The organism is Aquipuribacter sp. SD81, from assembly GCF_037153975.1.
GTDB lineage: Bacteria > Actinomycetota > Actinomycetes > Actinomycetales > JBBAYJ01 > Aquipuribacter.
The window spans coordinates 66170-91095 of sequence record NZ_JBBAYJ010000017.1; the positions used below are offsets into that span (position 1 = coordinate 66170).

Genomic DNA, 24926 nt, shown 5'->3' on the forward strand with positions numbered 1-24926 from the left:
GCCGGGACACTGGGTCGGTGACCGCCGTGACCCACGAGCCGCTGCGCCTGCTGCTCGTCCACGCCCACCCCGACGACGAGACCCTCACGATGGGCGCGACCACCGCCGCGGCGCTGGACCGCGGGCACCGGGTCGTCCTCGTCACGTGCACGCGCGGGGAGGAGGGCGAGGTCATCGGCGAGGCGCACGCGCACCGCACGAGCGACCGCGACGACACGCTCGCCGACGAGCGCGAGCGCGAGCTCGCGGCGGCGCTGCGGGCCCTCGCGGGCGACACGGCGGGGCGCGTCGTGCACCACTGGCTCGACGCCCTGCCCGGCGACGGCACCCGCCCGTGGCCGCGGTACCGCGACTCCGGCATGGCGATCCTGCCGGGCGGGCGAGCCGGGGTGCCCGACGACGTCCGCGCCGACGCGTTCGCCGTCGCCGACCTCGACGAGGCCGCGGGCCGGCTCGCGGGACTCGTGCGCACCGAGCGCCCCCACCTCGTGGTCACCTACGACGAGGACGGCGGGTACGGCCACCCCGACCACGTCATGGCCCACCGGGTGGCGCTGCGGGCGGTGGAGCTCGCGGGCGAGGAGTGGCGCACCCCGCTCGTGCTCGCCGCCGCGGGCGACGTCGAGGAGCTGCGCCGCTGGCTGCGCGACCTCGCGGACCCGCGCGCGTGGGACCCCGACGGCCCGCTGCCGCACGTGTACGTCGAGCCCGGCCGCGTCGACGCGGTCGTCGAGGCCGGGCGGTGGCTGCCGCGCAAGGCGGCGGCGCTGCGGGCGCTGCCGACCCAGGTCACGGTCGAGGAGGCCGACGGCCCCGCGGCCCGCTTCGTCCTGTCCAACGACGTGCCGCAGCCGCTCGGCGGGACCGAGCGCTACCGCGTGCTGCGCCGCGACGAGCGGGCCGCCGCGGTGCCTCGACCGGCGGCCGGCGACCCGCTCGCGCCGCTGGCCGCGCTCGCTCACCGCGCGTGACGGCGCCCGCCCGGCGGCTGGGCCGCGCGGGTGAATGTGGCGGTGTCGTCGCAGGTCAGCGCCACCGCCGGGTGTGAGGACGGCGCGGCAGGGGGAACGCTGGCGACCAGGACGGACCGTCCCGTCCCGGACACCCAGGAGGCCGTCGTGACCAGCCCCGCACCCGCCGCGCGCCGCTCCACCGCCGACGTGGGCGTCGCGCGGGAGCGCATCCGCCAGCGCCGCCTGCTGCGCGTCGCCCTGTGGCTGTCGCCTCTGCTCGCGTGGTTCACCTGGCGCGCGGTCACCGGCGCGCCGCCGTTCCCGGCCCTGCCCGCGGTCGACCCGCTCTACCTCATCGTCGGGGTGTTCTTCGTCGTCCTCATCCTCGTCATGGTCGGCACGCAGGTGGTCGCGCGCCGCAGCCCCCACGTCACGTACCGGCCCGAGCAGATCGACGTCGACCTCGACGACGTCAAGGGCCTCGGTCCGGTGCGCGAGGAGGTGTCGCGCACCCTCGACCTGTTCCTCGCGGGCCGGTCGTTCCGCGACGAGCTCGGCGGCACGCCCCGGCGCGGCGTGCTCTTCGAGGGCCCGCCCGGCACCGGCAAGACGTACACCGCGAAGGCGATGGCGAAGGAGGCCGGCGTGCCGTTCCTCTTCGTGTCCGCCACGAGCTTCCAGTCCATGTACTACGGCGCCACCGCGGGCAAGATCCGCTCGTACTTCGCCGCGCTGCGCAAGGCCGCCCGCGCGGAGGGCGGCGCGATCGGATTCATCGAGGAGATCGACGCGATCGCGACGGTCCGCGGCGGCATGAGCGCGACCGCGGCGCCCGACGGGCTGGCGCCCGCCACCGGCCCCCTGTGCTGCGGCGGGCTCACTGGCCTGCCCGGCGCGCCCGCCGGCGCCGTGTCCGCCCGCTCCGGCGCGAGTGGCGGCACCGTCGTGCAGCCCGCGGGCATGACGAGCGAGGGCGTCGGCGGCGTCGTCAACGAGCTGCTCGTGCAGATGCAGTCCTTCGACACGCCCACCGGCGCGCAGCGGCTCCTCACGCGCCTCGTCGACGCGCTCAACCTGCTGCTGCCCGAGCACCGGCAGCTGCCCCGGCCGCGGACGACGGCGCCCGACATCCTCCTCGTCGCCGCCACGAACCGCGCCGACAACCTCGACCCGGCGCTGCTGCGCCCCGGCCGCTTCGACCGGCGGCTCACCTTCGACGCCCCGGACAAGGCCGGTCGGCGCGAGATCGTCGACTTCTACCTCGCCCGCAAGGCGCACGCCGCCGAGCTCGACGACCCCGAGCGCCGAGACGCGCTGTGCGGCGTCACGCAGGGCTACACGCCGGTCATGATCGAGAACCTGCTCGACGAGGCGCTCGTCAACGCGCTCAAGCGCGGGCAGCGGGCGATGACGTGGCGCGACGTCGAGCAGGCGCGCCTGCTCGTGGAGGTCGGGCTCGGCCACCCCGTCGGCTACACCGACCACGAGCAGCGGCTCATCGCGACGCACGAGGCGGGGCACGCGACCGTGGCGTGGCTCGTCGCGCCGCAGCGGCGCCTGGAGATCCTCACGATCGTCAAGCGCGCCTCCGCCCTCGGCCTGCTCGCCCACGGCGACCGCGACGACGTCTACACCCGCTCCCGCACCGAGCTCGAGGGCCTCGTGCAGATCGCGATGGGAGGCCAGGTCGCGGAGGAGCTGTTCTTCGACGACGTGTCCACCGGTCCCGGCGGCGACCTCGCCTACGCCACGGACGTCGCGGCGCAGATGGTCGGGGCGGCCGGCATGGGCGACAGCCTCGTCTCGCTCGCCGGGGCCGGCGGCGGGCCGTTCTCCGGCTCGCTCACCTCCCGCGTGCTCGGCGACCGCGACGGACGCGAGGCCGTCGAGCGCCTGCTGCACGCGCAGAAGGCCCGGGCACGCGGACTGCTGGCCGCCAACCGGCACCTGGTCGCCGCGCTGCGCGACGCGCTGCTCGCGCGGCACGAGCTCGTCGGGCACGAGATCACCGACGTGCTCGAGGCCGCGGCCGCCGCCCACGGCGCCCGGCCCCGTCCCGCGGTCGTCGACCTGCGCGAGGGGGCAGCGACGGTGTCGTGAGGGCCGGCCGTCCGGCCCCGCGGGGTCGGCGGCCTACCCTGGCGGGCGTGCTCGTCGTCCTGCGGCTGCTCGCGGTCGGTCTCCTCGGGGTCCTGACGGCGTGGCTCGGCACGAGCCAGCACCTCGCGCGCGCCGACGTGCTCGGCGTGCTCGTGCCGGTCGGCCTCCTGCTCGCCGTCGCGCTCGTCGTCTGCACCGACCTCGCCGTCGCCGCCTCCGTCGCTCCCACCCGGCGGCCCGGCGTCACCTCGCACCTGCTCATGCTCGTCGCGGGCCGGGCCGTCGCGCTGCTCGTGCTCGTGCCCGTGACCGCCGCCGGCGACCTCGTGCTGACCGGCCTGCCCGCCTCGACGGTGTGGCTGCTCGTCGCCGTGCTCTGGCCCGCGTTCCTCGCCCCCGTCGCCGTGGCCCGTCACGCCGCGCGCGTGACGAGGACGCGCGACAGGCTGGCCGGGTGAGCGGCCCCGACGTCCCGGGCGCGCCCGCGCCGCCGGAGGAGTTCCGCGCCGCGGTCGCGCGGTGGGCGACCGGGGTGACGGTCGTGACCGCGCGCGGGCGGCACCCGCACGCCATGACGGCGAACTCGGTGGCCTCGGTGAGCCTCGACCCGCCGACGCTGCTGGTGTGCCTCGAGGTCGACAGCCGCGTGCACGACGCCGTCCTCGACGACGGCCGCTTCGGGGTCAGCGTGCTCGCGCACGACCAGCAGGCCGTGGCGGCGTGGCTGGCGACCCGGGGGCGACCGCTGCTCGGCCAGCTCGAGCGCGTCGCGCACGGCCCGGGCCCGGTCCTCGGCGTGCCGCTGGTCGAGGGGGCGCTCGCGACGTTCGAGTGCGCGGTGGCCGCCGCGCACCCCGCCGGGGACCACACGGTCGTGCTCGGCGAGGTCCGCGGGGTCGGGGGCGGGGCGCCGGCCGCGGAGCCGCTCGTGTGGTTCGCCAGCGCGTACCGGTCGCTGGCCGACCCGTCACGGCCGACGAGGCCGGAGCGACCGGAGCGGCCGGAGCAGCAGGGCCGGGCGTTACCGGATCGTTGAGCGGCGCCGGACCGCGCCGGACCGTCCGCCACGTCGGCCGACCTATCCTGGACGCCGGCGGGGGGCCGGACGCCCCCCGGTGGCGACGAGCTGCGGAGAGCACATGAGCGCGAGGACCGAGACCCTCCGACGCCAGGACGAGGCCGGTTCCGGCCGACGGTCCGCGCGCGGGTGGCGCGGGGTGCTGCTCGCGCTCGTCGGGCTCGTGCTCGCCCTCGCCGCGGTCTACGTGGGCGCGGCCTACGCGCTCGCCGACCGCGTGCCGTACGGCACCGAGGTCGGCGGCGAGCCCGTCGGCGGGCTCGCCGCCGAGGACGCGGTCGCCACGCTGCGGTCCAGCGTGGGCGAGGAGGCGGCCGAGCCCGTCCGCGTGGCCGTCGGCGAGGACCGGGTCGAGGAGATCGACCCGGCGGCCGCGGGCCTCGCGGTCGACCTCGAGGCCACCGTCGCCGGGCTGACCGGCTTCTCGCTCGACCCGACCCGCATGTGGCAGCACGTGACGGGGGAGGGCAGCGTCCCCGTCGTCACGACCGTCGACACCGACGCGCTGGTCGGGGAGCTCGAGGCGCTCGCGGCGGCCACCGACGTCGCACCCGTCGACGGCGACGTCACGTTCCCCGGCGGCGTGCCGACCGCGAACGACCCCGTCGAGGGGCGCGAGCTCGACGTCGAGGCGGCCGCCGCCGTGGTGCAGGACGGCTGGCTCGACGACGACGAGCCGCTCGCGCTGCCGGAGGACACCGTCCCCGTCGACATCAGCCAGGCCGACGTCGAGGCGGGCCTGGAGGTGGCGCAGGCCGCCGTCGCCGGCCCCCTCGTCGTCGTGGTCGGCGAGCGCGAGGTCGAGCTTGCCCCGGACGTGTTCGGCGACACCCTCGCGATGGAGCCCGACGGCGAGGGCGCGCTGCGCCTCGGCGTGGACGGCGAGCGGCTGCGCGCCGCCACCCTCGCGGTCGACGAGGAGCTGCAGAGCGAGCCGCGCGACGCGACGATCCGCCTCGCCGACGGCCGGCCCGAGGTCGTGCCCGGCCGCAACGGCCGCAGCCTGCCCGCCGACGCGCTGCAGGCCGCGGCCCTCACCGCCCTCGCGCCCGGCGGCGACCGCCGTGCGGTCGTCGAGGGCGCCACCACCGAGCCGGACGTGACGACGGCGGAGGTCGAGGCGCTCGGCGTCACGGAGGTCGTCTCGACGTTCTCCACGAACTACCCGGACAACCCGCCGCGCACCAACAACCTGCGCGTCGCGGCGGAGACCATCCGGGGCACCCTCCTGCTGCCGGGCGACGTGTTCGACCTCAACGAGGTCCTCGGCGAGCGGACGACCGCGAAGGGGTACCGGGCCGCCGGCGTCATCAGCAACGGCCGCTTCACCGAGGGGGTGGGCGGCGGGGTGTCGCAGGTCGCGACCACGACGTACAACGCCGCCTTCTTCGCCGGCCTGGAGGTGCTCGACTTCAAGCCGCACAGCTACTACATCTCGCGCTACCCGGTGGGCCGGGAGTCGACGCTCAACTACTCCCCGCCGGTCGACATGCGCTTCCGCAACGACACCGACACCGGCATCCTCGTCGACGCGTCCGTCGGCGGCGGGGAGATCACCGTCACCTTCTGGGGCACGAAGACGTGGGACGTGGAGAGCGTCACCTCGCCGCGGCGCGACGTGGAGGAGGGCGGCGTCACCTACGACGACTCGCCCGACTGCGAGCCGCAGGGGGCCAACACCGGCTTCTCCGTCGACACGACGCGCATCTGGAAGGACCTCGACAGCGGCGCGGAGGTCAAGCGCGAGACGAACACGTGGCGCTACTCCACCGGCGACCGCATCATCTGCGGGGAGGACCCGGACGCCTGAGGCGCCGGGCCGGGGGCGGCGGCACCCGCTTCGCGAGCAGCACGTCGCCCAGCGCGACGACGGCCTCGGTCCCGGTCCGGTCCCGCAGGACCGCGAGCTCGTGCTCGTCGGCGCGCACGAGGGTGCCGAGGGCGTCGGTCGCGCTGCCGTCCGGCAGCCGGTGCCGCACGACGACACGCCCGCCGACCCACGACGGCAGGGCGGCCACGACAGCCGGGTCCACGTCCGGCATCCTAGGGACCGCCGCCCGGCGCGAGCCGGGACGGGCGAGACCGCCACTTGCGAGGAGTACCCGTGACCTACGTCATCGCGCAGCCCTGCGTGGACCTCAAGGACAAGGCCTGCATCGAGGAGTGCCCTGTCGACTGCATCTACGAGGGCAAGCGGTCGCTGTACATCCACCCCGACGAGTGCGTCGACTGCGGCGCGTGCGAACCGGTCTGCCCCGTCGAGGCCATCTACTACGAGGACGACGTCCCCGAGCAGTGGAAGCCGTTCTACGACGCCAACGTCGAGTTCTTCAGCGAGCTCGGCTCGCCCGGCGGTGCGGCCAAGACCGGCGCGCTGGACTTCGACCACCCCGTCGTCGCCGCGCTCCCGCCGCAGGAGCACGACGAGTGACGCGCTGAGGGAGCAGGGACCCGCCGTGCCCGTCACCGGCCTGCCCGACTTCCCGTGGGACCGGCTGCGCCCGTACGCCGAGCGCGCCCGCGCCCACCCCGACGGCGTCGTCGACCTCAGCGTCGGCACGCCGGTGGACCCGACGCCGCCGGTCGTGCGGCGCGCGCTCGCCGACGCCGCCGACGCCCCCGGCTACCCGACCGTCGTCGGCGTGCCCGAGGTGGGCGAGGCGGTCCGGGCGTGGTTCGAGCGGGTGCGCGGCACCGGGCCGCTGCCGGGGCTCGGCGTCATGCCGACGATCGGCTCGAAGGAGCTCGTCGCGTGGCTGCCGACGCTGCTCGGGCTAGGCCCGGGCGACCGGGTCGTGCACCCCGAGGTCGCCTACCCCACGTACGACGTGGGTGCCCGGCTCGCCGGCGCCGAGCCGGTCGCCGCCGACGCGACCACGGCGCTCGGGCCGGACACCTCGGTGGGCCTCGTGTGGCTCAACACCCCGGCCAACCCCACGGGACGGGTGCTCGGCGTCGACCACCTCGCGAAGGTCGTCGCGTGGGCGCGCGAGCGCGGCGCCGTCGTCGCCTCCGACGAGTGCTACGCCGACCTCGGCTGGACCGCGGAGTGGGACCCGGCGCAGGGCGGGCAGCGGGTCCCGAGCGTGCTCGACCCGCGTGTGACCGGCGGGGACCTCACCGGCGTCCTCGCGGTGTGCTCGGCGTCCAAGCGGTCGAACCTCGCCGGCTACCGGGCGGGGTTCCTCGCGGGCGACCCCGCGGTGGTGCGGCGAGTCGTGGAGGTGCGCCGCCACGCGGGCATGATCGTGCCGGCGCCGGTGCAGGCCGCGCTCGTCGCCTCGCTGTCGGAGGACTCCCACGTCGCGGAGCAGAAGGAGCGCTACCGGGCCCGGCGGGACGTGCTCCTGCCGGCGCTGGGTGCGGCCGGGCTCGTCGTCGAGCACTCCGAGGCCGGGCTGTACCTGTGGGCGCACCGCCCGGGCACCGCCTCGTGCTGGGAGCTCGTCGAGGCGCTCGCGGCCCTCGGCGTGCTCGTGGCGCCCGGGGAGTTCTACGGACCCCGTGGCGCAGGTCACGTGCGCGTCGCCCTCACCGCCACCGACGAGCGCGTCCGCGCCGCCGCCGCCCGCCTGCGGTCTGCCGGGTCGGCTACCACCCGGTAGCGTCTGGACCGGATCCCGCACAACGCGCCGTCCCGGTCGGCCCACGACGCCGGTCCGGTCGGCTCCCGACCGCCACAGGAGCAGCGATGCCCGACGCCCAGCAGACGTACGCGATCAGCGGACCGGGGGACCCCCTCGAGCTCCCGGTGGTCGAGGCGTCGGAGGGGGCCTCCGGCCTCGACATCTCGAAGCTGCTCGCCACGACCGGCCACGTGACCCTCGACACGGGCTTCGTCAACACCGCCTCGTGCCAGAGCGCCGTCACGTACATCGACGGCGGCGCCGGGATCCTCCGCTACCGCGGCTACCCGATCGAGCAGCTCGCGGAGCGGTCCACCTTCCTCGAGGTGTCGTACCTGCTCATCTACGGCGAGCTGCCGACCGCGGCGGAGCTCGACTCGTTCACCGAGCGGGTGCAGCGCCACACGCTGCTGCACGAGGACCTCAAGCGCTTCTTCGACGGCTTCCCCCGCGACGCTCACCCCATGCCGGTGCTGTCGAGCGCCGTGTCGGCGCTGTCGACCTTCTACCAGGACTCCCTCGACCCGTTCGACCCCGAGCAGGTCGAGATCTCCACGGTGCGACTGCTCGCCAAGCTGCCGACCATCGCGGCGTACGCCTACAAGAAGAGCGTCGGGCAGCCGTTCCTCTACCCGGACAACTCCCACTCGCTGGTCGAGAACTTCCTCCGGATGACCTTCGGCCTGCCCGCCGAGCCGTACGAGCTCGACGAGCTCACCGTGCGGGCGCTCGACCAGCTGTTCATCCTCCACGCCGACCACGAGCAGAACTGCTCGACGTCGACGGTGCGCCTCGTCGGCTCCAGCCAGGCCAACCTGTTCGCGAGCGTGTCGGCCGGCATCAACGCGCTGTTCGGCCCGCTGCACGGCGGGGCGAACCAGGCCGTGCTCGAGATGCTGGAGTCCATCCGCGACTCCGACGAGACCGTCGAGTCGTTCATGGCGAAGGTCAAGAACAAGGAGCCGGGTGTGCGGCTCATGGGCTTCGGGCACCGGGTGTACAAGAACTACGACCCCCGCGCCGCCATCATCAAGACGACCGCGGACGAGATGCTCGCGGCCTCGGCGGGCAACGAGCTGCTCGACATCGCCAAGCAGCTGGAGGAGATCGCCCTCGCCGACGACTACTTCGTCGAGCGCAAGCTGTACCCGAACGTCGACTTCTACACGGGGCTGCTGTACCAGGCGATGGGCTTCCCCACGAAGATGTTCACGGTGCTGTTCGCCATCGGCCGCCTGCCGGGCTGGATCGCCCAGTGGCGCGAGATGATCAGCGACCCGAGCACGAAGATCGGCCGCCCGCGGCAGGTCTACACCGGCGCCACGGAGCGGGACTACACCGCGATCGAGTCGCGCTGAGGCTCCTCGCCGGGGCCGCACGCGCGAGGGTGGTGCGCCGCCCGCCGGCCGTCAGGGTGCCGGCGGACGGCGGTCTCAGGTGGCCCGGGCGAGCCCGAGCGGGTTCGCCACGAGGCCCGGGAAGACGCTCGTCGTCACCGACGGCACGCCGCAGCGCACGCTGAGGAGCTCGGCGAGCACCTGCCGGTAGTCCGTCGTGACGGCGAGGTCCCCGGCGACGAGCCGGTCCGCGCCGAGGCCGGGCCAGCGTCCGTGCACCCGGCCGCCGACGACACCGCCGCCCATGACGAGCACGGCGTTGCCGTAGCCGTGGTCGACGCCGCGCGAGGCGTTCTCCTGCGCGCGGCGGCCGAACTCCGACAGCGTCACGAGGCACACCCGGTCCAGCAGCGGCCCGAGGTCGGCGGCGAAGGCGGCGAGCGCCGAGGCGAGCGTCGTCACCTGGTCGTGCATCCACTGCCCGGGGGCGGCGCTGCCGAGCCCGGAGTGCATGTCCCAGTTGCCGTGGTCGACCGTCGCGACCCGCAGGCCCACGTCGGCCTTCACGAGGCGGGCGACGTCCTTCAGGGAGCTGCCGAGCCGCCCCTTCGGGTACGTGCCGGTGCTCGCCGGCACCTGGGACATCGTGCGCGCGGCGGCGAGGCCGTCGCGGGTGGCGGCGGCGACGTCCGGGCGGGCGCCGGTGTGCAGGTGGGTGAGCGCGGCGTCCCAGGCCGACATGGGCATCGACAGGCCCTCGTCGGCCGGGATGCCCAGGGTCGCGAGGGAGTCGGTCACCACCTCGGGGCTCGGCCCGCGCAGCGACGCGGGGACCGACGTGGAGCCGAGCTGGGTGGCGGCGAACGGCGACCCCTCGCCGGTGACCCCCACCATGCGGTCGATCCACCCCGTGCGCAGGTGGCTGTCGGGGGCCGCCTCCTCCATCTCCTCCATCGCCTCGAAGTGCGAGCGGTTGGCCGCGACCATCCCGCACGCGTGGACCGCACCCAGCCGGCCGGACGTCCACAGCCCCGACAGGGGCGCGAGTGCCGGGTGCAGGCCGAACATGCTGTCGGCGTGCAGCAGCTGCGCCGTCGGCACGGCGATGTTGGGTCGCAGCGTGTGCAGCGCCGGGTCGCCGTGCGGCACCACGAGGGACAGCCCGTCCATGCCGCCGCGCAGCGACACCACGACGAGCACGTCCTTCGCCGTGGTCGTCGCGCCCAGCGCGACCCGGGCCCCGCCGAGGGTCGTGGCCGTGGTGAGGGCGGCGCCGGCCGCGAGGCGGAACAGCCCGCGCCGGGACAGCGCGTGCTCGGCCGCCCGCGACTCGGGGCAGCCGTCGTGCGCCCGGTGGGTGCCGGCGTGCGAGGTGGTCGTCATGTGGGTGCTCCGTCTCAGCGCTCGATGACGCGGGGGTGGGCGAGGAAGAGGGCGGTGACCCACCAGACCGCGCGACGGCGGTCCCACTCGCCCCAGGGCTGCCTGCTGCCGGCGATCGGCGAGCCCGCAATCAGCAGGCGGGCCGACTCGACCTCCGCGGCCGTCGCGGGACGCAGCAGGATGCGGCGGGCGACCTCGTCGGTGATGCGCGGCAGGTCGGCGGCGCCGGTAGCGAGCACCGCCTCGACGAAGGGCTGCCCGGTGAGCTCGTCCATCCAGCCCCGCATGACCTGCAGCGCCGAGGTGACGTGGGCGAGCGCCTGCCCCGCCGACCGCCACTCCGCGGCGGTGTCGGGGTAGCCGTCCGGCGGGGACCACGCGAGCGGGCGGTGCCCGGCCGGGCTCTGCCACAGCAGGTAGTCGTAAGCGAGCCGGTCGAGGTTCGGCTGCGGCACGAGCAGGCGCAGGGTCGCGAGGTGCCGCTCCAGGGGCCGTCGCACCTTGGTGCCCGTCGCCGCCTCGAAGGCCGGGTCGGCGAACATCGCCCGCAGCACGGCGTCCAGCCGGGTGCCCGAGGTGCTGTAGACCTGCGCGAGCCGTGCGACGAGGTCCTCCGGCGGGGTGTCGGCGACGAAGTGCGTGGCGATGCGGCGGCACACGTGGGTCGCCGTCGCGGGCAGGCCCGCGAGCCAGCGCAGGAACGTCCGGATCTCCGCGCGGCCGTCGGCGGAGGCGTTGGCGAAGGTGCGGCCCAGCACGGTGACCGCGCCGACGTGGTGCCGGTTGGGGTCGAACCAGGCGGCGTAGGGCGCGACCTCGGCGGGGGAGGACTCCCACGGCCAGCGGGTGCGCCAGCCCGTGAGCAGCAGCGCGACCGCCTTGACGTCGGCCTCGGTGTGCGTCCCGACCCCGACCGTGTGCAGCTCGAGCAGCTCGCGCGCGTAGTTCTCGTTCGGCGACTTCCGCGTCGACGTGCTCGCGTTGAGGTAGTGCAGCATCGCCGGGTGCTCGGCGCTGGCGACGAGCAGGTCGGCGAAGGAGCCGAGGCAGTGCGCGCGCACGACGTCGTGGTGGTAGCGGTGCAGCGAGTGCCCCGCCGGCCCGTCCGGGCCCACCGGCACGTTGACGTGGTTGTGCATGAGGTCGCTCATGACCTCGTGCAGCTGCCGCGTGCTCCACGCCCCGCGCAGCAGCCGCCACCGCTGCAGGTGCTGGTTCATCGTCCAGAACTCGTCGTCGTAGAACGTCCGGGTCTCCGGCACGGACAGGAACAGCCCCGGGTGCGCCGCGTCGATGCGGTCCCCGACCGGGTCCGCCACGCCGGCCGGCCGCAGCTGCGCCTCGACCCACGCGGCCGCGCCCAGCCGCCTCGCCTCGGCGAGGCTCGTGGGGGTGGGGCCGTAGGTCGCGCGCCGCAGCAGGTGCTCGACGTCCCGGGCCGCCGGTGCGGGGCTGGGGGCGGGGCCGGGGGCGGGTGAGGTCGGCGACGTCGGTGCGGGGGCGGTCGGTCGGACGGTGCGCGCCGCCCCGGTCACCCGGCGGCGCGGGGCGGGGACCGTCCGCACCGCCCGGCGGGTCCCGGCCGTCGCGGCGGAGGCGGGGGAGAGCAGACCGGCGACCAGCGCCGCCCCGGCCCCGACCACGACGGCGCGGCGGGCGGCGCCGGGGGCCGCGGGTGCGCCCGTGGTCCCGGGCGCCCCCGTCGGGCCCGTCGTGCTCGTCGTGCTCGTCGTGCTCGTCGTGCTCGTCGTGCCCGTGGTGCCCGTCGTCACCGGCTGGCTGTCTGTCGCCACGAGACCTCCGCGGGGGACGCGGCGGGACGTCCCCGCCGCGCGCCCTTCGCGTGGTGTCTCGACGGCCACGGTCGGCGCGTTGAGCGGGCTCCCGCGCCGTCACCCGACCGGGCTCAGCCCGCCTGCGGCGTCGCGAGGCGCACGGTGACGCCCGCCCCGCCCGGCTCGCCGGCCTCCGCCCAGCCCGCCGCGCCCGACTCGCGCGTCCACCGGCGGCCGTCGGCCTCGACCGCGGTCACGTCGTGGGCCGCGGCGAGCGCGACGACCGTGTGGGCGACGGCCCACCGCGCCCGGTCGGGCTCCGCGGCCGGCTCGACCGTCAGCCGGAGCACGCCCTCGGCGTGCTCGGCGGGCTCCGAGGTCACCGCCCACCCGGCGGGCCCGGCGACCTCGAGGGCGGCGACGAGGCGCTCGACCTCGGCGGCGGGGTCGTCCGGCGGGTCCTCGACCGGTCCGAGCTCGCACCACAGGCTGGCCTGCGACAGGCCGTAGAAGCTCGACGCCAGCGCGCGGCCCTCCGGCTCGTGGTCGCCGTAGGCCTCCGGGAAGGCCGAGCGCTGCACCCGTTGCGCGGCGTCGGTCACCTCGCGGTCCTGCCAGCCGTCGACCTCGACGAGGGCGTCGTAGAACGCGCCGGTCGCGTACAGCGGGTCCTGCACCTGCTCGGCGCTGCCCCAGCCCTGCGAGGGACGCTGCTGGAACAGCCCGAGCGAGTCGCGGTCGCCGTAGTCGATGTTGCGCAGGCTCGACTCCTGCACGGCCGTGGCCACGCCGATGGTGCCGGCGCGTGCCGGCAGGCCGCGGCGGTTGGCCACGCCCACGACGAGCGCGGCGGTGGCCGTCTGGTCGGGGGCGAACGACGCCGCGTACACGTCGCCGTCACCGCCGGGCACCGGCACCTCGGCGCGGCACCGCTCCCGCACCGCGAGCTCGGTCGGTCCCATGAACCGGGCGAGCAGCGCCCCGACGCCCACGACCGCCACGACGACGAGCACGAGCAGCACGAGCACGGTGGCGACGCCGCGCACCGTGCCGCCCTCAGCCGTGCAGCGCGGGGTTGAGCGTCACCCCGACGCCGTGGCGCGGCAGGCCCTCGACCTGCCCCGTGACGGAGTTGCGCCGGAACAGCAGGCCGCTCGCCCCGCTCAGCTCCGAGGCCTTGACGACCGTCTTCGACGCCTGGTTCGGCAGGGCGCCCGGCAGCAGGGCCACCTTGGTGGCGGCGGTCAGGTACAGGCCGGCCTCGACGACGCAGTCGTCGCCCAGGCTGATGCCGAGACCGGCGTTGGCGCCGAGCAGGCAGCGCTCGCCCAGGCGGATGACCTCGCTGCCGCCCCCGGACAGCGTCCCCATGATCGACGCGCCGCCGCCGACGTCGGAGCCGGCGCCGACGACGACCCCGGCGCTGATGCGGCCCTCGACCATGGACCGCCCGAGGGTGCCGGCGTTGTAGTTGACGAAGCCCTCGTGCATGACGACGGTGCCCTCCGCCAGGTGCGCGCCGAGGCGCACGCGGTCGGCGTCACCGATGCGCACCCCCGTCGGCACGACGTAGTCCGTCATGCGCGGGAACTTGTCGACGGCGGTGACGACGACCCGCTCGCCCGGGTTGGCCTCCTGCACGCGCACCTTCGTGAGCGCGAAGCCCTCGACCGGGCACGGCCCGTGCGAGGTCCACACGACCGTCGACAGGGTGGCGAAGATGCCGTCGAGGTTGACCTCGTGCGGGCGCACGACGCGCGCCGAGAGCAGGTGCAGGCGCAGGTAGGCGTCGACGGCGTCGGCGGGGGCCGCGTCGAGGTCGACGGTCACGTCGCGCACCTCGCGGCGCACGCCGCGGGCCTCGTCCGGCACCGCGAGCGCCGTGAGGTGGTCCGACCACGCGACGGGCCCGGTCTCGCCGGCGGGCTCGCCGAGCGCGGGCGCGGGGAACCACGCGTCCAGGACGCTCCCGTCCTGCTCGGCGCCGTGGACGGCGCCGTCCACGACGGTGACGAGTGCGGTACCGGAGGCGGTGCGGCTCATGCGCGACAGCCTAGACAGCGCCGGGCCGGGCGCCCGGTCCCCGGCTCGCTACGGTCGGGCGGTGACCGTGCCCCCGCTGCAGGACCTGCCCGTCGACGACCCGGTCGCCCTCACCCGCGCGCTCGTCGACATCCCGAGCGTGTCGGGGGCCGAGCGCGACCTCGCCGACGCGGTCGAGGCGCTGCTGCGGGCGCAGCCGCACCTGGAGGTCCGCCGAGACGGCGACGCGGTGCTCGCGCGCACCTCGCTCGGGCGCGCCGAGCGGGTCGTCGTGGCGGGGCACCTCGACACGGTGCCCGTCGCGCGGAACCTGCCGTCGTGGACCGCGGCGCCCGGCGAGGGCGACGACCCCGCCGGCGGCGAGGTGCTGTGGGGCCGGGGGACCACCGACATGAAGGGCGGCGTCGCGATGGCGCTCTTCGCGGCGTGCACGGTGCCCGAGCCGGTCCGCGACGTCACGTACGTGTTCTACGACTGCGAGGAGGTGGAGTCCGCGCGCAACGGCCTCGGTCGCCTCGCCCGGACGGCGCCGGACTGGCTCGCCGCGGACCTCGCCGTGCTCGGCGAGCCGACCGAGGGCCTCGTCGAGGGCGGCTGCCAGGGCACGCTGCGGGTGGACGTCACGCTGCGCGGGCGCGCCGCGCACTCCGCACGGGCCTGGCGCGGGGTCAACGCGGTGCACGCCGCGCACGAGGTGCTCGCCCGGCTCGCGGCGTACACCCCGCGCGAGCCGGAGGTCGACGGCCTGCGCTACCACGAGGGCCTGCAGGCGGTCGGCATCCGCGGCGGCATCGCCGGCAACGTCGTGCCCGACACGTGCGTCGTCGAGCTCAACCACCGCTTCGCCCCCGACCGCAGCCCCGCCGAGGCCCTCGACCACGTCCGCGAGGTCCTCGCGGGGCTCGACGTCGGGCTCGCGCTGACCGACGAGGCCGCGGGCGCCCGCCCGGGCCTGGACCGCCCGGCCGCGCGCGCCTTCGTAGAGGCGGTCGCACCCGTGACGGGGCAGCCGCCCCGGGCCAAGCTCGGCTGGACCGACGTCGCCCGCTTCGCCGCGCTCGGCGTGCCGGCCCTCAACTTCGGTCCCGGCGACCCGCAGCTCGCCCACGCCGACGACGAGCGCGTGCCGGTGCGCCAGCTCACGCAGTGCGCCGACGCGCTCGTGCGGTGGCTGCGCGGCTGAGCGCCCGGCAGCCTTCACCCATGAGCACCGAGCCTCTCAACCCGTCCTCGGAGGTCCAGGGCCCGCAGCAGGACCCGTGGTACCGCCGCGGGCCCATCGGCTTCCGCCGCTCGCAGGTACCCGAGGAGACGACCGACGAGCGGCTGCTCGCCACCCCCGGCAGGGCGGACTGGGTCCACTCCGACCCGTGGCGCGTGCTCCGCATCCAGAGCGAGTTCGTCGAGGGCTTCGGTGCGCTCGCCGAGCTCGGCCCCGCCGTCAGCGTCTTCGGCTCCGCCCGCACGCCCGTCGGCACCGAGGAGTACCGGACCGGCGTCGAGGTGGGGCGCCGGCTCGTGGAGGCGGGCTTCGCCGTCGTCACGGGTGGAGGCCCCGGCCTCATGGAGGCGGCGAACCGGGGCGCGTGCGAGGCGGGCGGCACGAGCGTCGGCCTCGGCATCGAGCTGCCGCACGAGCAGGGCATGAACGAGTGGGTCGACCTCGCCGTGAACTTCCGCTACTTCTTCGCCCGCAAGACGATGTTCCTCAAGTACTCCCAGGGCTTCGTCGTGCTGCCCGGCGGTTTCGGCACGCTCGACGAGCTGTTCGAGGCGCTCACGCTCGTGCAGACCGGCAAGGTCAAGGCGTTCCCGCTCGTGCTGCTGGGGACCGCGTACTGGGGCGGCCTCGTCGACTGGGTGCGGGACACGCAGCTGTCCGCGGGCACCATCAGCCCGCGCGACCTCGACCTGCTGCACCTCACCGACGACCCCGCCGAGGCCGTGGACCTGATGGTCCGGGCGCACCGCACCACCCCGCGCCCGCGGGACTGAGGGCGGGGCCGAGGGAGGGCACCGCGCCCGTGTGACGGGCGCGTGACGTTGTCGTGACGATGTGAGGTCCACCGGTGCCCAGCCGCCGGCCGGCTGGCAGTCTCCTCGGCATGACGGGCACCGAGGTGGCTGCCGACGCCGCGCTGGTCCTCGGCGGGCGCGGCTTCGCGCGCGGCCGCGCCGTCGTCATGGCCGTCGTCAACCGCACGCCGGACTCCTTCTGGGCCGGCGCCCGCCAGCTCGACGACGACGTCGCCCTCGCCGCGCTCGACGAGGCGGTCGACGGCGGCGCCGACGTCGTGGACGTCGGTGGCGTCAAGGCCGGACCCGGCGAGGAGGTGGGCGAGCAGGAGGAGGTCGACCGGGTCGTCGGCTTCGTCGAGACCGTCAGGGCGCGCCACCCCCGGGTCGTCGTGAGCGTCGACACGTGGCGCGCCGGGGTCGCCGAGCACGCGTGCCGCGCCGGCGCCGGTCTCGTCAACGACACGTGGGCGGGACACGACCCCGACCTCGTCCACGTCGCCGCCCGGCACGGCGCGGGCTACGTCGTCTCGCACACCGGCGGCGCGCGCCCGCGCACCCGGCCGTTCCGGGTGACGTACGGCCACGAGCGCGACGGCGTCGTCACCGACGTCGTCCGCACCCTCGCGACCGGGGCCGCGCGCGCCGTCGCGGCGGGCGTCGACCCCCGCTCGGTGCTCGTCGACCCCACGCACGACTTCGGCAAGAACACCTGGCACAGCCTCGCCCTCGTGCGGCGCACCGACGCGGTCGTCGCCCTGGGGCACCCGGTCCTCATGGCGCTCAGCCGCAAGGACTTCATCGGGGAGACGCTCGACCTCCCACCCGACGACCGACTGGAGGGCACCTTGGCCGCCACCGCGATCGCCGCCTGGCAGGGCGCCACCGTGTTCCGCTGCCACGACGCGCGCGCCACCCGGCGCGCGCTCGACGTCGTCGCCGCCGTCCGCGGCGACCTCGTCCCGCCGCGCGCCCTGCGGGGCCTCGCGTGAACCCGCGCGCGGCCCGGCCGCTCCCGCCGCCGCCCGCGGCGCCGCCGGTGCCGGAGACCCTCGGCGTGCCGGGGCTCGCGGACTGGTTCGCGAGGCGCACGTGGCACGACGTCACGTGGTCCGCGCAGGACCTCGTCCGGGCCAAGGAGGGTCGCCGGGTCGCCGTCGTGCTCCCGGCGCTCGACGAGGAGCGGACGGTCGCGGGCGTCATCCGGGCCTTCCTGCCGCTCACCCTGCGCCAGGGGCCGGGCCTCGGCCCGCTCGTCGACGAGGTCGTCGTCGTCGACTCCGGCTCCACCGACCGCACCCGCGAGGTCGCCCTCGAGGCGGGCGCGCGGGTCGTCACGCGGGAGGACGCGCTGCCGGAGGTGCCGGTCCGCCCCGGCAAGGGCGAGGTTCTGTGGCGGGCGCTGCGCGCCACCGACGCCGACGTCGTCGTGTACGCCGACTCCGACCTCGTCGACGTCCACGCGAGCCTCGTCGTCGGCCTCCTCGGGCCGATCCTGCGCGAGGAGGGCGTGCACCTGGTCAAGGCGTTCTACGCCCGGCCGCTGCGCCTGGAGCAGGCGACCCAGCGCGCGGGCGGCGGCCGTGTCACCGAGCTGCTCGCGCGGCCGGCCCTCGCGACGTTCGCGCCCGAGCTCGGCGGTGTCGTGCAGCCGCTCGGCGGGGAGTACGCCGGCACCCGGGAGCTGCTCGAGCAGGTGCCGTTCGCGGGCGGCTACGGCGTGGAGGTCGGGCTCCTGCTCGACACCCTCGCGGCCAAGGGCCTCGACGCGATCGCGCAGGTCGACGTGGGCGTGCGCAAGCACCGGCACCGCGACCTGCTGTCCCTCGGCGTCGCCGCGCAGGAGATCATGCTCACCATCGCGCGGCGGACCGCGGCGCTGGAGCTCGCGCGGGCCATCGCGCGCGGCGGGCCGGGGGCCGACGGCGGGGTCGACCTCGTCCAGTTCGACCAGGCCCCCGACGGGCGCTGGCAGGCGGAGACGACCCACGTCATGGTCCACGACCGCCCCCCGATGGCCGAGGTCCTCGCCTCCCTCGGCGCCGGGACGTGGCCGGCGGGCGTGGGGCAGCGCACCGCCTGAACGGCTCGTGGGACGATCCGTGCCGTGGACCTCGTGCTCGTCGTGCTGCTCGTGCTCGCCGTCGGCGGGGTCGTCGCGCTCGCGCTCGGCCGGCTGAGCGGCGGCCTGGTCCCGGCCTCCGACGACGTCGCCCCGCCCCTGGAGGCCGACGTCGCCGCCGCGCGCGACCTCGACCGCGCGCGGTTCGCGGTGGCGCTGCGCGGCTACCGCATGGACCAGGTCGACGACGTCCTCGACCAGGCGCGCGACCTCATCGCCGCGAAGGACGAGGAGATCGAGCGCCTGCGGCGGCAGCTCGAGCCCGGTGAGGCCTCCGCTGCCGTCGAGCCCGGCGAGGCCGTCGCCCTCGAGCCGACCGAGCCGACCGAGCCGACCGAGCCGACGGAGCCGACCGAGCCGACCGAGCCGACTGAGCCGACCCACGCGACCGAGCCGACTGAGCCGACTGAGCCGACCGGGCCGGCCATAGAGCCGACCGACCCGCCCGTCGAGCCGACCGAGCCGACCGAGCCGACCGAGCCGACGGGCTCGCCCGTCGAGCCGACCGACCGCCGGCCGTGACGGCCTTCGAGGTCGCGCGCGAGGTCGCCGCCACCCCCGAGCAGGTGTGGGCGCGGCTCACCGACTGGCCGTCGCACTCCCGGTGGGCGCCGGGTACCACCGTCCGCGTCCTCACCCCCCGCGCCGACGGCGTGGGCGCCCGCTTCGTGGGCCGCACGTCGCTGGCGACGGTCGGGCTGGACCGGATCGGCTTCGACGACCCGATGGAGGTGGTCCGCTGGGAGCCGCCGCGCGGCGGCGGGCCCGGGTTCTGCGAGGTCCGCAAGCTGGGCCGTCACGTGCGCGGGCGGGCGCGCTTCGCGGTCGAGCCGGTCGGCACCTCGTCCGCCGCGCCGCCGAGGACGTGGGTCGTGTGGTGGGAGGACATCGAGGTCGGCCCCCGCGCGCTGCGCCGGCTGACCGGGCCGCTCGTGCCGCTCGCGGGACGGCTCGCCTTCGGCGGCGTGCTGCGCGCGCTCGCGCGCGAGGTGGAGGCGGAGCGGCGGTGACGCCCACGGAGTCCGGTGCGGTCGTCGGTGACGACGGGCTCGTGCGCTGCCCGTGGGGCGACCGGCCCGCCGACTACCGCCGCTACCACGACGAGGAGTGGGGCCGGCCGGTCGCCGGCGAGCGCGCCCTCCTGGAGCGGCTCACGCTGGAGGCGTTCCAGTCGGGGCTGTCGTGGCTCACGATCCTCCGCAAGCGCGAGGGGTTCCGCGCCGCCTTCGCGGGCTTCGACGCCGACGTCGTCGCGGGCTACGGCGCCGCCGAGGTGGAGCGGCTGCTCGCCGACCCCGGGATCGTCCGCAACCGCGCCAAGATCGAGGCGACGGTGCGCAACGCGGCCGCCACGGTGGCGCTGCGCCCCGCCGGCGGTCTCGAGTCGCTGCTGGAGGAGCACCGCCCGGTGCGCAGGCCCCGCCCGGCGACCCTCGCGGACGTGCCGTCGAGCACGCCCGACTCGACCGCCCTGGCGAAGGCGCTCAAGCGTGCGGGCTTCGTCTTCGTCGGCCCGACGACGGCCTACGCGGCGATGCAGGCGTGCGGCTACGTCGACGACCACCTCGTCGACTGCTACGCGCCCACCGGCTGAGCCGCCCGGCGCGCCGCGCCTCAGCGGGCCCGGAAGACCGGGGTCTCCTTCGCGAGGAACGCCCGCACGGCGTCGGCGTGGTCCCGGGTGGCGCCCGTGCTCGCCATGAGCCCCGCCTCGTGCTCCAGCGACGTGGCGAGGTCGTGCGAGGCCGAGAAGGCGACCGCGCGCCGCACGGCGGCGTAGGCGAGGGTCGGGCCGTCGGCGAGCGCCGCGGCCACCGCAGCGGCGCGCTCCCGCAGCGCGTCGTCCGGCACGACCTCGGTGGCGAGGCCGATCGCGAGCGCCTCGGCCGCCCGCACCGTCCGCGGGCGCAGCAGCAGGTCGAGCGCCCGTCCGGCGCCGACGATGCGCTGCAGGTGCCAGGTCGCCCCGCTGTCGGCGGACAGCCCGATCCCGGTGAACGCCAGGTTGAAGCCCGCGCCCTCCGCGACCAGCCGGAGGTCGGCGGCCATCGCGAAGGAGGCCCCGGCCCCCGCCGCGACGCCGTTGACGGCGGCCACCACCGGCTTCGGCATCGTCGCGAGCGCGAGGGCGACAGGGTTGTAGTGGCGCGGCACCGTCGACCACAGCGCGTCGACGTCGCCCCGGGCGAGGACCTCGGCGTGCTCGCGCAGGTCCTGGCCGACGCAGAAGGCGCGTCCGGTGCCCGTCAGCACGACGCAGCGGACCGAGTCGTCCGCCGCCACGTCCGACACCGCCGCGAGCAGGTCCTCCTTCGCGGCGGTCGTCAGCGAGTTCATGGCCCCCGGCCGGTCGAGCACGAGGGTGGCGACCGCCCCGTCGCGCTCCACCCGCACGCCGGGTGACGACCCGGCCTCCTCGCCGTCGGCGGCCGTCGGGTCCGGTCGGGTGCCAGCAGCGCCGCTCGTCACACGGTGAGGCTATCGGGGTGGTGCGGCGGCGCCGCGGGGGCCCGCGGAGGGTGGTGACGGGGGATAATGGGCCGGATCACCGCCGAGCGCACCCGTGGTCGGCTGCGACCGTGACCGGAAGGTCACGACACGTGAAGGAGTGGATGATGGCCGCGATGAAGCCCCGCACCGGGGACGGTCCTCTGGAGGTCACCAAGGAGGGCCGCGGGATCGTGATGCGCGTACCGCTCGAGGGCGGTGGGCGCCTCGTGGTCGAGATGACCCCGGCCGAGGCGAGCGAGCTCGGTGACGCCCTCAAGGGCGTCGTGGCCTGACGGTCCGACCGGACCGACGGCACCGCGCTCCGGCGGCCACGGGCCGCCACCCCTCCACGACCGGCCCCCGGGCACCTGCCCGGGGGCCGGTCGTCGTCGGTCGGGGTGAGGTGGCGCCCGGACCGCTCAGGCGGTCGGGGCGGTCAGGGCCGGCGGACGGCGACGAGCACGCCGTCGCCGACCGGCAGCACCGTGGCGAGCAGCCCGTCGTCCTCCGCGACCCGACGCAGGAGCTCCCGGGCGGCCGTCGTGCGGCGGTCGCGCTGGGCCGGGTCGGGGACGCGGTCCCCGGCGAGGGCGTCGGAGACGACGAGCACCCCGCCCGGGCGCAGCAGCCGCACCACCTCGTCCAGCAGCGCGCCGCCCAGGCGCGTGTCGTCGACGTCGACGTGCACGAGGTCGTAGCCGCCGTCGGCCAGCCGCGGCAGCACGTCGGCGGCGTCGCCGTGGATGATGCGCGCGCGGTTGGGACGCACGCCCGCGGCCTGCAGGGCCGCGCGCGCCGCCGTCTGGTGCTCCGCCTCGACGTCGATGCTCGTGAGCACGCCGTCGGACGGCATCGCCTCGAGCATGCGCAGCGCCGCAACCCCCGCACCCGTGCCGACGTCGACCACGGCGCGGGCCTGCAGCGACGCGGCGAGCACCGCGAGCAGGGCGCCCGTGCCCGTCGTGACGGCACCGGTCCCCAGCTCCGCGGCGCGTCCGCGCGCGTCGTGCGCCGCGGGCGACTCCTCCACCCACGACTCGGTCCAGGTCCAGCCGGCCGCCTTCGACGCGCTCATTGCGCCAGCGTAGTGACGCGGCGGGGTCCGACCGCGCCCGCGCCACCCACGACGCCGGGTTTGCGCCCGTCGGCGCGGGGAGACCACGCACGTGACGGCAGGTGACGGGTCCCACCCACCCGTCGGTCGCGCCTCCCAGGTCCCTCTCAGGTTGGGCGGTGACCATCTGCGGCAGGAGGTCGCCCAATGAGCACTGCGACGGACACCCGCGCCACCGCGAGCAGCGCCGATCACGAGGTCGGCCCCGCGGCCGCTGCCTGGGTACCGCCGACCTGGGACGAGGTCGTGCGCACCCACTCGGCCAGGGTCTACCGCCTCGCCTACCGCCTCACCGGCAACCCGCACGACGCGGAGGACATCACCCAGGAGGTCTTCGTCCGGGTGTTCCGGTCGCTGGACTCCTACCGTCCGGGCACGTTCGAGGGCTGGCTGCACCGCATCACGACGAACCTCTTCCTCGACACGGTGCGGCGCAAGCAGCGCCAGCGCACCGACGCCCTCGCCGAGGACGCCGCGGACCGGCTGCCGGGCGCCGACCCGGGGCCGGAGCGCGCCTACGAGTTCCGCAACCTCGGCGACGACGTGCAGGACGCGCTCGCGGCCCTGTCGCCGGAGTTCCGTGCTGCCGTCGTGCTCAGCGACATCGAGGGCCTGACGTACGAGGAGATCGCGGCGACGCTCGGGGTCAAGCTCGGGACGGTCCGCTCGCGGATCCACCGCGGCCGCGCGCAGCTGCGCCGGGCGCTGGAGCACCGTCGGCCCACGCGCGGCGGGGTCCGCCCCGTGCTCACCGGCCGACTGGTCTGAGCCCGGCCCGGACGGGCGCCCGGTCGGCCCGCCTGTGCGGCGGGCGGCGGCCGGGACGAGGATGTGGGGGCGCGTGACGTCGCCGTACGAGAGGTCGTGGATGAGCCAGCCACCGCAGGAGCCGCACCGCTGGGGTGCGCCCGCCGACGAGTCGCCCGACCGGCCGCCGGCCGGCCCGCCCGCGCGCGACACCACCGAGACCCGGGTCGACCTCGACCGCGGGGCGCCGTCCCACGGCTGGGTGGCCGACGCCTACGCGCCGCCCCGGCGCGACGACGCGTACCGCGCAGACCCCTATCGCGCAGACCCGCACCGCGCAGCCCCGTACCGCGACGACCCGTACCGAGCAGAGCCGTCCCGGTCCGGGCAGCAGCACGGGTCGGGGCAGTCGTACCAGGAGTACCCGTCCTACCCGCCGGTCCAGGACCGCGGCGTCGCCGCCGGCTCGGCCGGGTGGGCGACGGGCGCCGCGCAGGGCACGTACGCGACGGGTGCGCCGTGGGCGGACCCGGCCCCGCGCACGGACACCGTGGGACGCCCCGTGCGCCGGCCGCGCCGCGAGCGCGCGGGCCTCGTGGTCGTCACGGTCCTGCTCGCGCTCCTCGCCGGGGCGCTCGGCGGCGTGGGCGGCTCGGTGCTCGCCGACCGCACCGGCCTCGCCGGCGCGGCCGGACCGGGCCGCGGCGACAGCGGCACGTCCGGCACCGACACCGGCGACGCGACCGGGTCCGGGTTCGGGGCGGGCGCCGCGGAGCCGCTGGCGGACCCCGCCGCCGTCTCCGAGGTCGCGGCCCGCGTGCTGCCGAGCGTCGTGTCGATCCGGGTCGCGAACGGCTCGGGCGAGGGCACCGGCTCCGGCTTCGTCATCGACGCCGAGGGCCTCATCCTCACGAACAACCACGTGATCGCGGCGGGCGGCGACCAGCCGGCCGACGACATCGTCGTCGAGCTCGCCGACGGCTCGCAGGCCGAGGCGGAGGTCGTGGGGGCCGAGGCGTCCTACGACGTCGCCGTCATCCGCATCGACCCCGCCGACGCGGGCCGCGAGCTCGTCGCACTGCCGTTCGGCGACTCCGACGGCGTGCTCGTCGGCGAGCAGGTCGTGGCCGTGGGTGCGCCCCTGGGCCTGGACGCGACCGTGACGACGGGCATCGTGAGCGCGCTCAACCGGCCGGTGTCCGCCGGCGGCGGCACGCAGCAGACGGCCTTCATCAACGCCATCCAGACCGACGCGGCCATCAACCCCGGCAACTCCGGCGGCCCGCTCGTCAACCTGCGGGGCGAGGTCGTCGGGGTCAACAGCGCGATCGCGCAGGCGCCCGGCGGGCCGCAGGGCGGCAGCATCGGGCTCGGCTTCTCGATCCCGAGCAACCAGGCCGCGCGGACCGCGCAGCAGCTCGTCGAGGACGGCGTCGCCACCTACCCCGTCGTCGGGGTGCTGCTGGACCGGCTGTACCAGGGCGAGGGCGTGCGGATCGTCACCGAGTCCGACGACCCCGACCAGCCGCCGGTCACCCCCGGCGGTCCGGCGGACCTCGCGGGCCTGGAGGCCGGCGACGTCATCCTCGCCTTCGAGGGCCGGCCCGTGACGGAGTCCGACGAGCTGGTCGTGGCGATCCGTGCCCAGCAGCCCGGCGACGACGTCACGCTCACGGTGCGTCGCGACGAGGACGTCTTCGACGTGACGGTCACCCTCGAGGAGGGCGAGCAGGGCTAGGCGGTCCCGCGGCCCGGGCGCCCGCGGCTACCCTCGGCTCGGAGGTGCGGTGGTGTTCGACATCAACGGCGGCGAGTTCCTCGTCATCGCGCTGCTCGCCATGCTCCTGCTCGGGCCCGACCGGCTGCCGGAGCTCGCCCGGGGGGCGGCCCGTCTCGTGCGGCGCGCCCGTGACTTCGCCACCGGGGCGAGCGCGCAGATGAAGGACGAGGTCGGTATCGACCTCGACCAGGTGGACTGGCGCCGCTACGACCCCCGGCAGTACCACCCGCGCCGCATCGTGCGGAACGCGCTCAACGACGTGTTCGAGGACGACGACGACGCGCGCCCGGCCCGAGGCCGCGCCGCCGCGGGCGGGACCGGTCCGGCGGGCGCCGCGGCCGCCGCGGGCGCGGCGGGCCTCA

26 protein-coding genes are annotated in these 24926 nt (G+C 76.4%); 19 read left to right on the forward strand and 7 right to left on the reverse strand.

The window, feature by feature from the left end; genetic code table 11:
• Positions 1–17 precede the first annotated feature (17 nt).
• The 5 genes from WAA21_RS11640 (at position 18) to WAA21_RS11660 (ending at position 5941) form a co-directional block, all read left to right on the forward strand.
• Complete coding sequence (locus WAA21_RS11640; RefSeq protein ID WP_336922975.1) at positions 18–971, forward strand: PIG-L family deacetylase; 954 nt, start codon at positions 18–20, stop codon at positions 969–971.
• Between the two features lie 147 nt (positions 972–1118).
• Positions 1119–3053 (forward strand): AAA family ATPase, encoded by a 1935-nt coding sequence (locus WAA21_RS11645; protein WP_336922976.1) that lies wholly within the window; start codon positions 1119–1121, stop codon positions 3051–3053.
• Positions 3054–3100: 47 nt separating this feature from the next.
• On the forward strand, positions 3101–3511 hold the full coding sequence (locus WAA21_RS11650; protein WP_336922977.1) for a hypothetical protein: 411 nt from the start codon (positions 3101–3103) through the stop codon (positions 3509–3511).
• Positions 3508–4089, forward strand: coding sequence for a flavin reductase family protein (locus WAA21_RS11655; protein ID WP_336922978.1), 582 nt, complete (start codon positions 3508–3510; stop codon positions 4087–4089). The genes WAA21_RS11650 and WAA21_RS11655 overlap by 4 nt, the downstream gene beginning before the upstream one ends.
• Positions 4090–4192: 103 nt before the next feature.
• A complete protein-coding gene (locus WAA21_RS11660) occupies positions 4193–5941 on the forward strand; it encodes a VanW family protein (RefSeq protein ID WP_336922979.1) in 1749 nt (582 codons plus the stop codon).
• Here WAA21_RS11660 and WAA21_RS11665 read toward each other — a convergent pair.
• Entirely contained in the window at positions 5913–6164 is a 252-nt protein-coding gene (locus tag WAA21_RS11665) for a putative acetyltransferase (RefSeq protein ID WP_336922980.1), read from the reverse strand. The genes WAA21_RS11660 and WAA21_RS11665 overlap by 29 nt on opposite strands.
• A 71-nt stretch (positions 6165–6235) precedes the next feature.
• On the opposite strand from WAA21_RS11665, the gene fdxA reads away from it, so the two are divergent.
• From fdxA to WAA21_RS11680, 3 genes are all read left to right on the forward strand, one after another.
• On the forward strand, positions 6236–6562 hold the full coding sequence (gene fdxA / locus WAA21_RS11670) for a ferredoxin (protein WP_336922981.1): 327 nt from the start codon (positions 6236–6238) through the stop codon (positions 6560–6562).
• 25 nt (positions 6563–6587) lie between these two features.
• Positions 6588–7736, forward strand: a complete 1149-nt coding sequence (gene dapC, locus WAA21_RS11675; RefSeq protein WP_336922982.1) for a succinyldiaminopimelate transaminase — start codon at positions 6588–6590, stop codon at positions 7734–7736.
• 86 nt (positions 7737–7822) lie between these two features.
• Positions 7823–9115: a citrate synthase gene (locus WAA21_RS11680; protein WP_336922983.1), complete on the forward strand. Its 1293-nt coding sequence runs from the start codon at positions 7823–7825 to the stop codon at positions 9113–9115.
• A gap of 75 nt (positions 9116–9190) precedes the next feature.
• On the opposite strand, the gene WAA21_RS11685 is transcribed toward WAA21_RS11680, so the two are convergent.
• The 4 genes from WAA21_RS11685 to dapD form a co-directional block, all read right to left on the reverse strand.
• Positions 9191–10477, reverse strand: a complete 1287-nt coding sequence (locus WAA21_RS11685; protein WP_336922984.1) for a DUF1501 domain-containing protein — start codon at positions 10475–10477, stop codon at positions 9191–9193.
• Between the two features lie 14 nt (positions 10478–10491).
• Complete coding sequence (locus tag WAA21_RS11690) at positions 10492–12270, reverse strand: DUF1800 domain-containing protein (RefSeq protein ID WP_336922985.1); 1779 nt, start codon at positions 12268–12270, stop codon at positions 10492–10494.
• Between the two features lie 113 nt (positions 12271–12383).
• Positions 12384–13298: a hypothetical protein gene (locus WAA21_RS11695; protein ID WP_336922986.1), complete on the reverse strand. Its 915-nt coding sequence runs from the start codon at positions 13296–13298 to the stop codon at positions 12384–12386.
• Positions 13299–13308: 10 nt separating this feature from the next.
• Positions 13309–14295, reverse strand: coding sequence for a 2,3,4,5-tetrahydropyridine-2,6-dicarboxylate N-succinyltransferase (gene dapD / locus WAA21_RS11700; protein ID WP_336922987.1), 987 nt, complete (start codon positions 14293–14295; stop codon positions 13309–13311).
• 61 nt (positions 14296–14356) lie between these two features.
• Between dapD and dapE the strand changes: the two genes are divergently transcribed.
• The 7 genes from dapE (at position 14357) to WAA21_RS11735 (ending at position 20027) form a co-directional block, all read left to right on the forward strand.
• A complete protein-coding gene (dapE, locus tag WAA21_RS11705) occupies positions 14357–15478 on the forward strand; it encodes a succinyl-diaminopimelate desuccinylase (protein ID WP_336922988.1) in 1122 nt (373 codons plus the stop codon).
• A 20-nt stretch (positions 15479–15498) separates the two neighbouring features.
• Entirely contained in the window at positions 15499–16290 is a 792-nt protein-coding gene (locus WAA21_RS11710; RefSeq protein ID WP_336922989.1) for a TIGR00730 family Rossman fold protein, read from the forward strand.
• A gap of 110 nt (positions 16291–16400) precedes the next feature.
• Complete coding sequence (gene folP / locus WAA21_RS11715; protein WP_336922990.1) at positions 16401–17303, forward strand: dihydropteroate synthase; 903 nt, start codon at positions 16401–16403, stop codon at positions 17301–17303.
• Positions 17300–18394, forward strand: a complete 1095-nt coding sequence (locus WAA21_RS11720; RefSeq protein ID WP_336922991.1) for a glucosyl-3-phosphoglycerate synthase — start codon at positions 17300–17302, stop codon at positions 18392–18394. Before folP ends, WAA21_RS11720 begins: the two co-directional genes overlap by 4 nt.
• A 24-nt stretch (positions 18395–18418) precedes the next feature.
• Positions 18419–18955: a DivIVA domain-containing protein gene (locus WAA21_RS11725; RefSeq protein WP_336922992.1), complete on the forward strand. Its 537-nt coding sequence runs from the start codon at positions 18419–18421 to the stop codon at positions 18953–18955.
• Entirely contained in the window at positions 18952–19443 is a 492-nt protein-coding gene (locus WAA21_RS11730; RefSeq protein ID WP_336922993.1) for an SRPBCC family protein, read from the forward strand. The genes WAA21_RS11725 and WAA21_RS11730 overlap by 4 nt, the downstream gene beginning before the upstream one ends.
• Entirely contained in the window at positions 19440–20027 is a 588-nt protein-coding gene (locus WAA21_RS11735) for a DNA-3-methyladenine glycosylase I (protein ID WP_336922994.1), read from the forward strand. The genes WAA21_RS11730 and WAA21_RS11735 overlap by 4 nt, the downstream gene beginning before the upstream one ends.
• Positions 20028–20047: 20 nt before the next feature.
• Here the strand turns inward: WAA21_RS11735 and WAA21_RS11740 are convergent, their stop codons facing one another.
• Complete coding sequence (locus WAA21_RS11740) at positions 20048–20902, reverse strand: enoyl-CoA hydratase/isomerase family protein (RefSeq protein ID WP_442893273.1); 855 nt, start codon at positions 20900–20902, stop codon at positions 20048–20050.
• A 146-nt stretch (positions 20903–21048) separates the two neighbouring features.
• Between WAA21_RS11740 and WAA21_RS11745 the strand changes: the two genes are divergently transcribed.
• Positions 21049–21216 carry a DUF3117 domain-containing protein gene (locus WAA21_RS11745; RefSeq protein WP_336922995.1) on the forward strand — a complete coding sequence of 56 codons (168 nt, stop codon included), beginning with the start codon at positions 21049–21051 and terminating at the stop codon, positions 21214–21216.
• Between the two features lie 143 nt (positions 21217–21359).
• Here WAA21_RS11745 and WAA21_RS11750 read toward each other — a convergent pair whose 3' ends face one another.
• Positions 21360–21998, reverse strand: coding sequence for an O-methyltransferase (locus WAA21_RS11750; RefSeq protein ID WP_336922996.1), 639 nt, complete (start codon positions 21996–21998; stop codon positions 21360–21362).
• 186 nt (positions 21999–22184) lie between these two features.
• On the opposite strand from WAA21_RS11750, the gene sigE reads away from it, so the two are divergent.
• From sigE to WAA21_RS11765, 3 genes are all read left to right on the forward strand, one after another.
• Complete coding sequence (sigE, locus tag WAA21_RS11755) at positions 22185–22805, forward strand: RNA polymerase sigma factor SigE (RefSeq protein ID WP_336922997.1); 621 nt, start codon at positions 22185–22187, stop codon at positions 22803–22805.
• Between the two features lie 100 nt (positions 22806–22905).
• Positions 22906–24522: a S1C family serine protease gene (locus WAA21_RS11760; RefSeq protein WP_336922998.1), complete on the forward strand. Its 1617-nt coding sequence runs from the start codon at positions 22906–22908 to the stop codon at positions 24520–24522.
• Positions 24523–24571: 49 nt separating this feature from the next.
• A partial coding sequence (locus WAA21_RS11765; RefSeq protein WP_336922999.1) for a twin-arginine translocase TatA/TatE family subunit occupies positions 24572–24926 on the forward strand: 355 nt, incomplete at its 3' end.

What these genes read in the sequence shown, in the direction of transcription:
- WAA21_RS11660 (WP_336922979.1), top strand. Translation starts at nt 4,193, where the DNA reads ATGAGCGCGAGGACCGAGACCCTCCGACGCCAGGACGAGGCCGGTTCC.
- WAA21_RS11680 (WP_336922983.1), top strand. Translation starts at nt 7,823, where the DNA reads ATGCCCGACGCCCAGCAGACGTACGCGATCAGCGGACCGGGGGACCCC.
- WAA21_RS11685 (WP_336922984.1), bottom strand. Translation starts at nt 10,477, where the DNA reads ATGACGACCACCTCGCACGCCGGCACCCACCGGGCGCACGACGGCTGC.
- dapD (WP_336922987.1), bottom strand. Translation starts at nt 14,295, where the DNA reads ATGAGCCGCACCGCCTCCGGTACCGCACTCGTCACCGTCGTGGACGGC.
- WAA21_RS11710 (WP_336922989.1), top strand. Translation starts at nt 15,499, where the DNA reads ATGAGCACCGAGCCTCTCAACCCGTCCTCGGAGGTCCAGGGCCCGCAG.
- folP (WP_336922990.1), top strand. Translation starts at nt 16,401, where the DNA reads ATGACGGGCACCGAGGTGGCTGCCGACGCCGCGCTGGTCCTCGGCGGG.
- WAA21_RS11745 (WP_336922995.1), top strand. Translation starts at nt 21,049, where the DNA reads ATGGCCGCGATGAAGCCCCGCACCGGGGACGGTCCTCTGGAGGTCACC.
- WAA21_RS11750 (WP_336922996.1), bottom strand. Translation starts at nt 21,998, where the DNA reads ATGAGCGCGTCGAAGGCGGCCGGCTGGACCTGGACCGAGTCGTGGGTG.
- sigE (WP_336922997.1), top strand. Translation starts at nt 22,185, where the DNA reads ATGAGCACTGCGACGGACACCCGCGCCACCGCGAGCAGCGCCGATCAC.
- WAA21_RS11760 (WP_336922998.1), top strand. Translation starts at nt 22,906, where the DNA reads ATGAGCCAGCCACCGCAGGAGCCGCACCGCTGGGGTGCGCCCGCCGAC.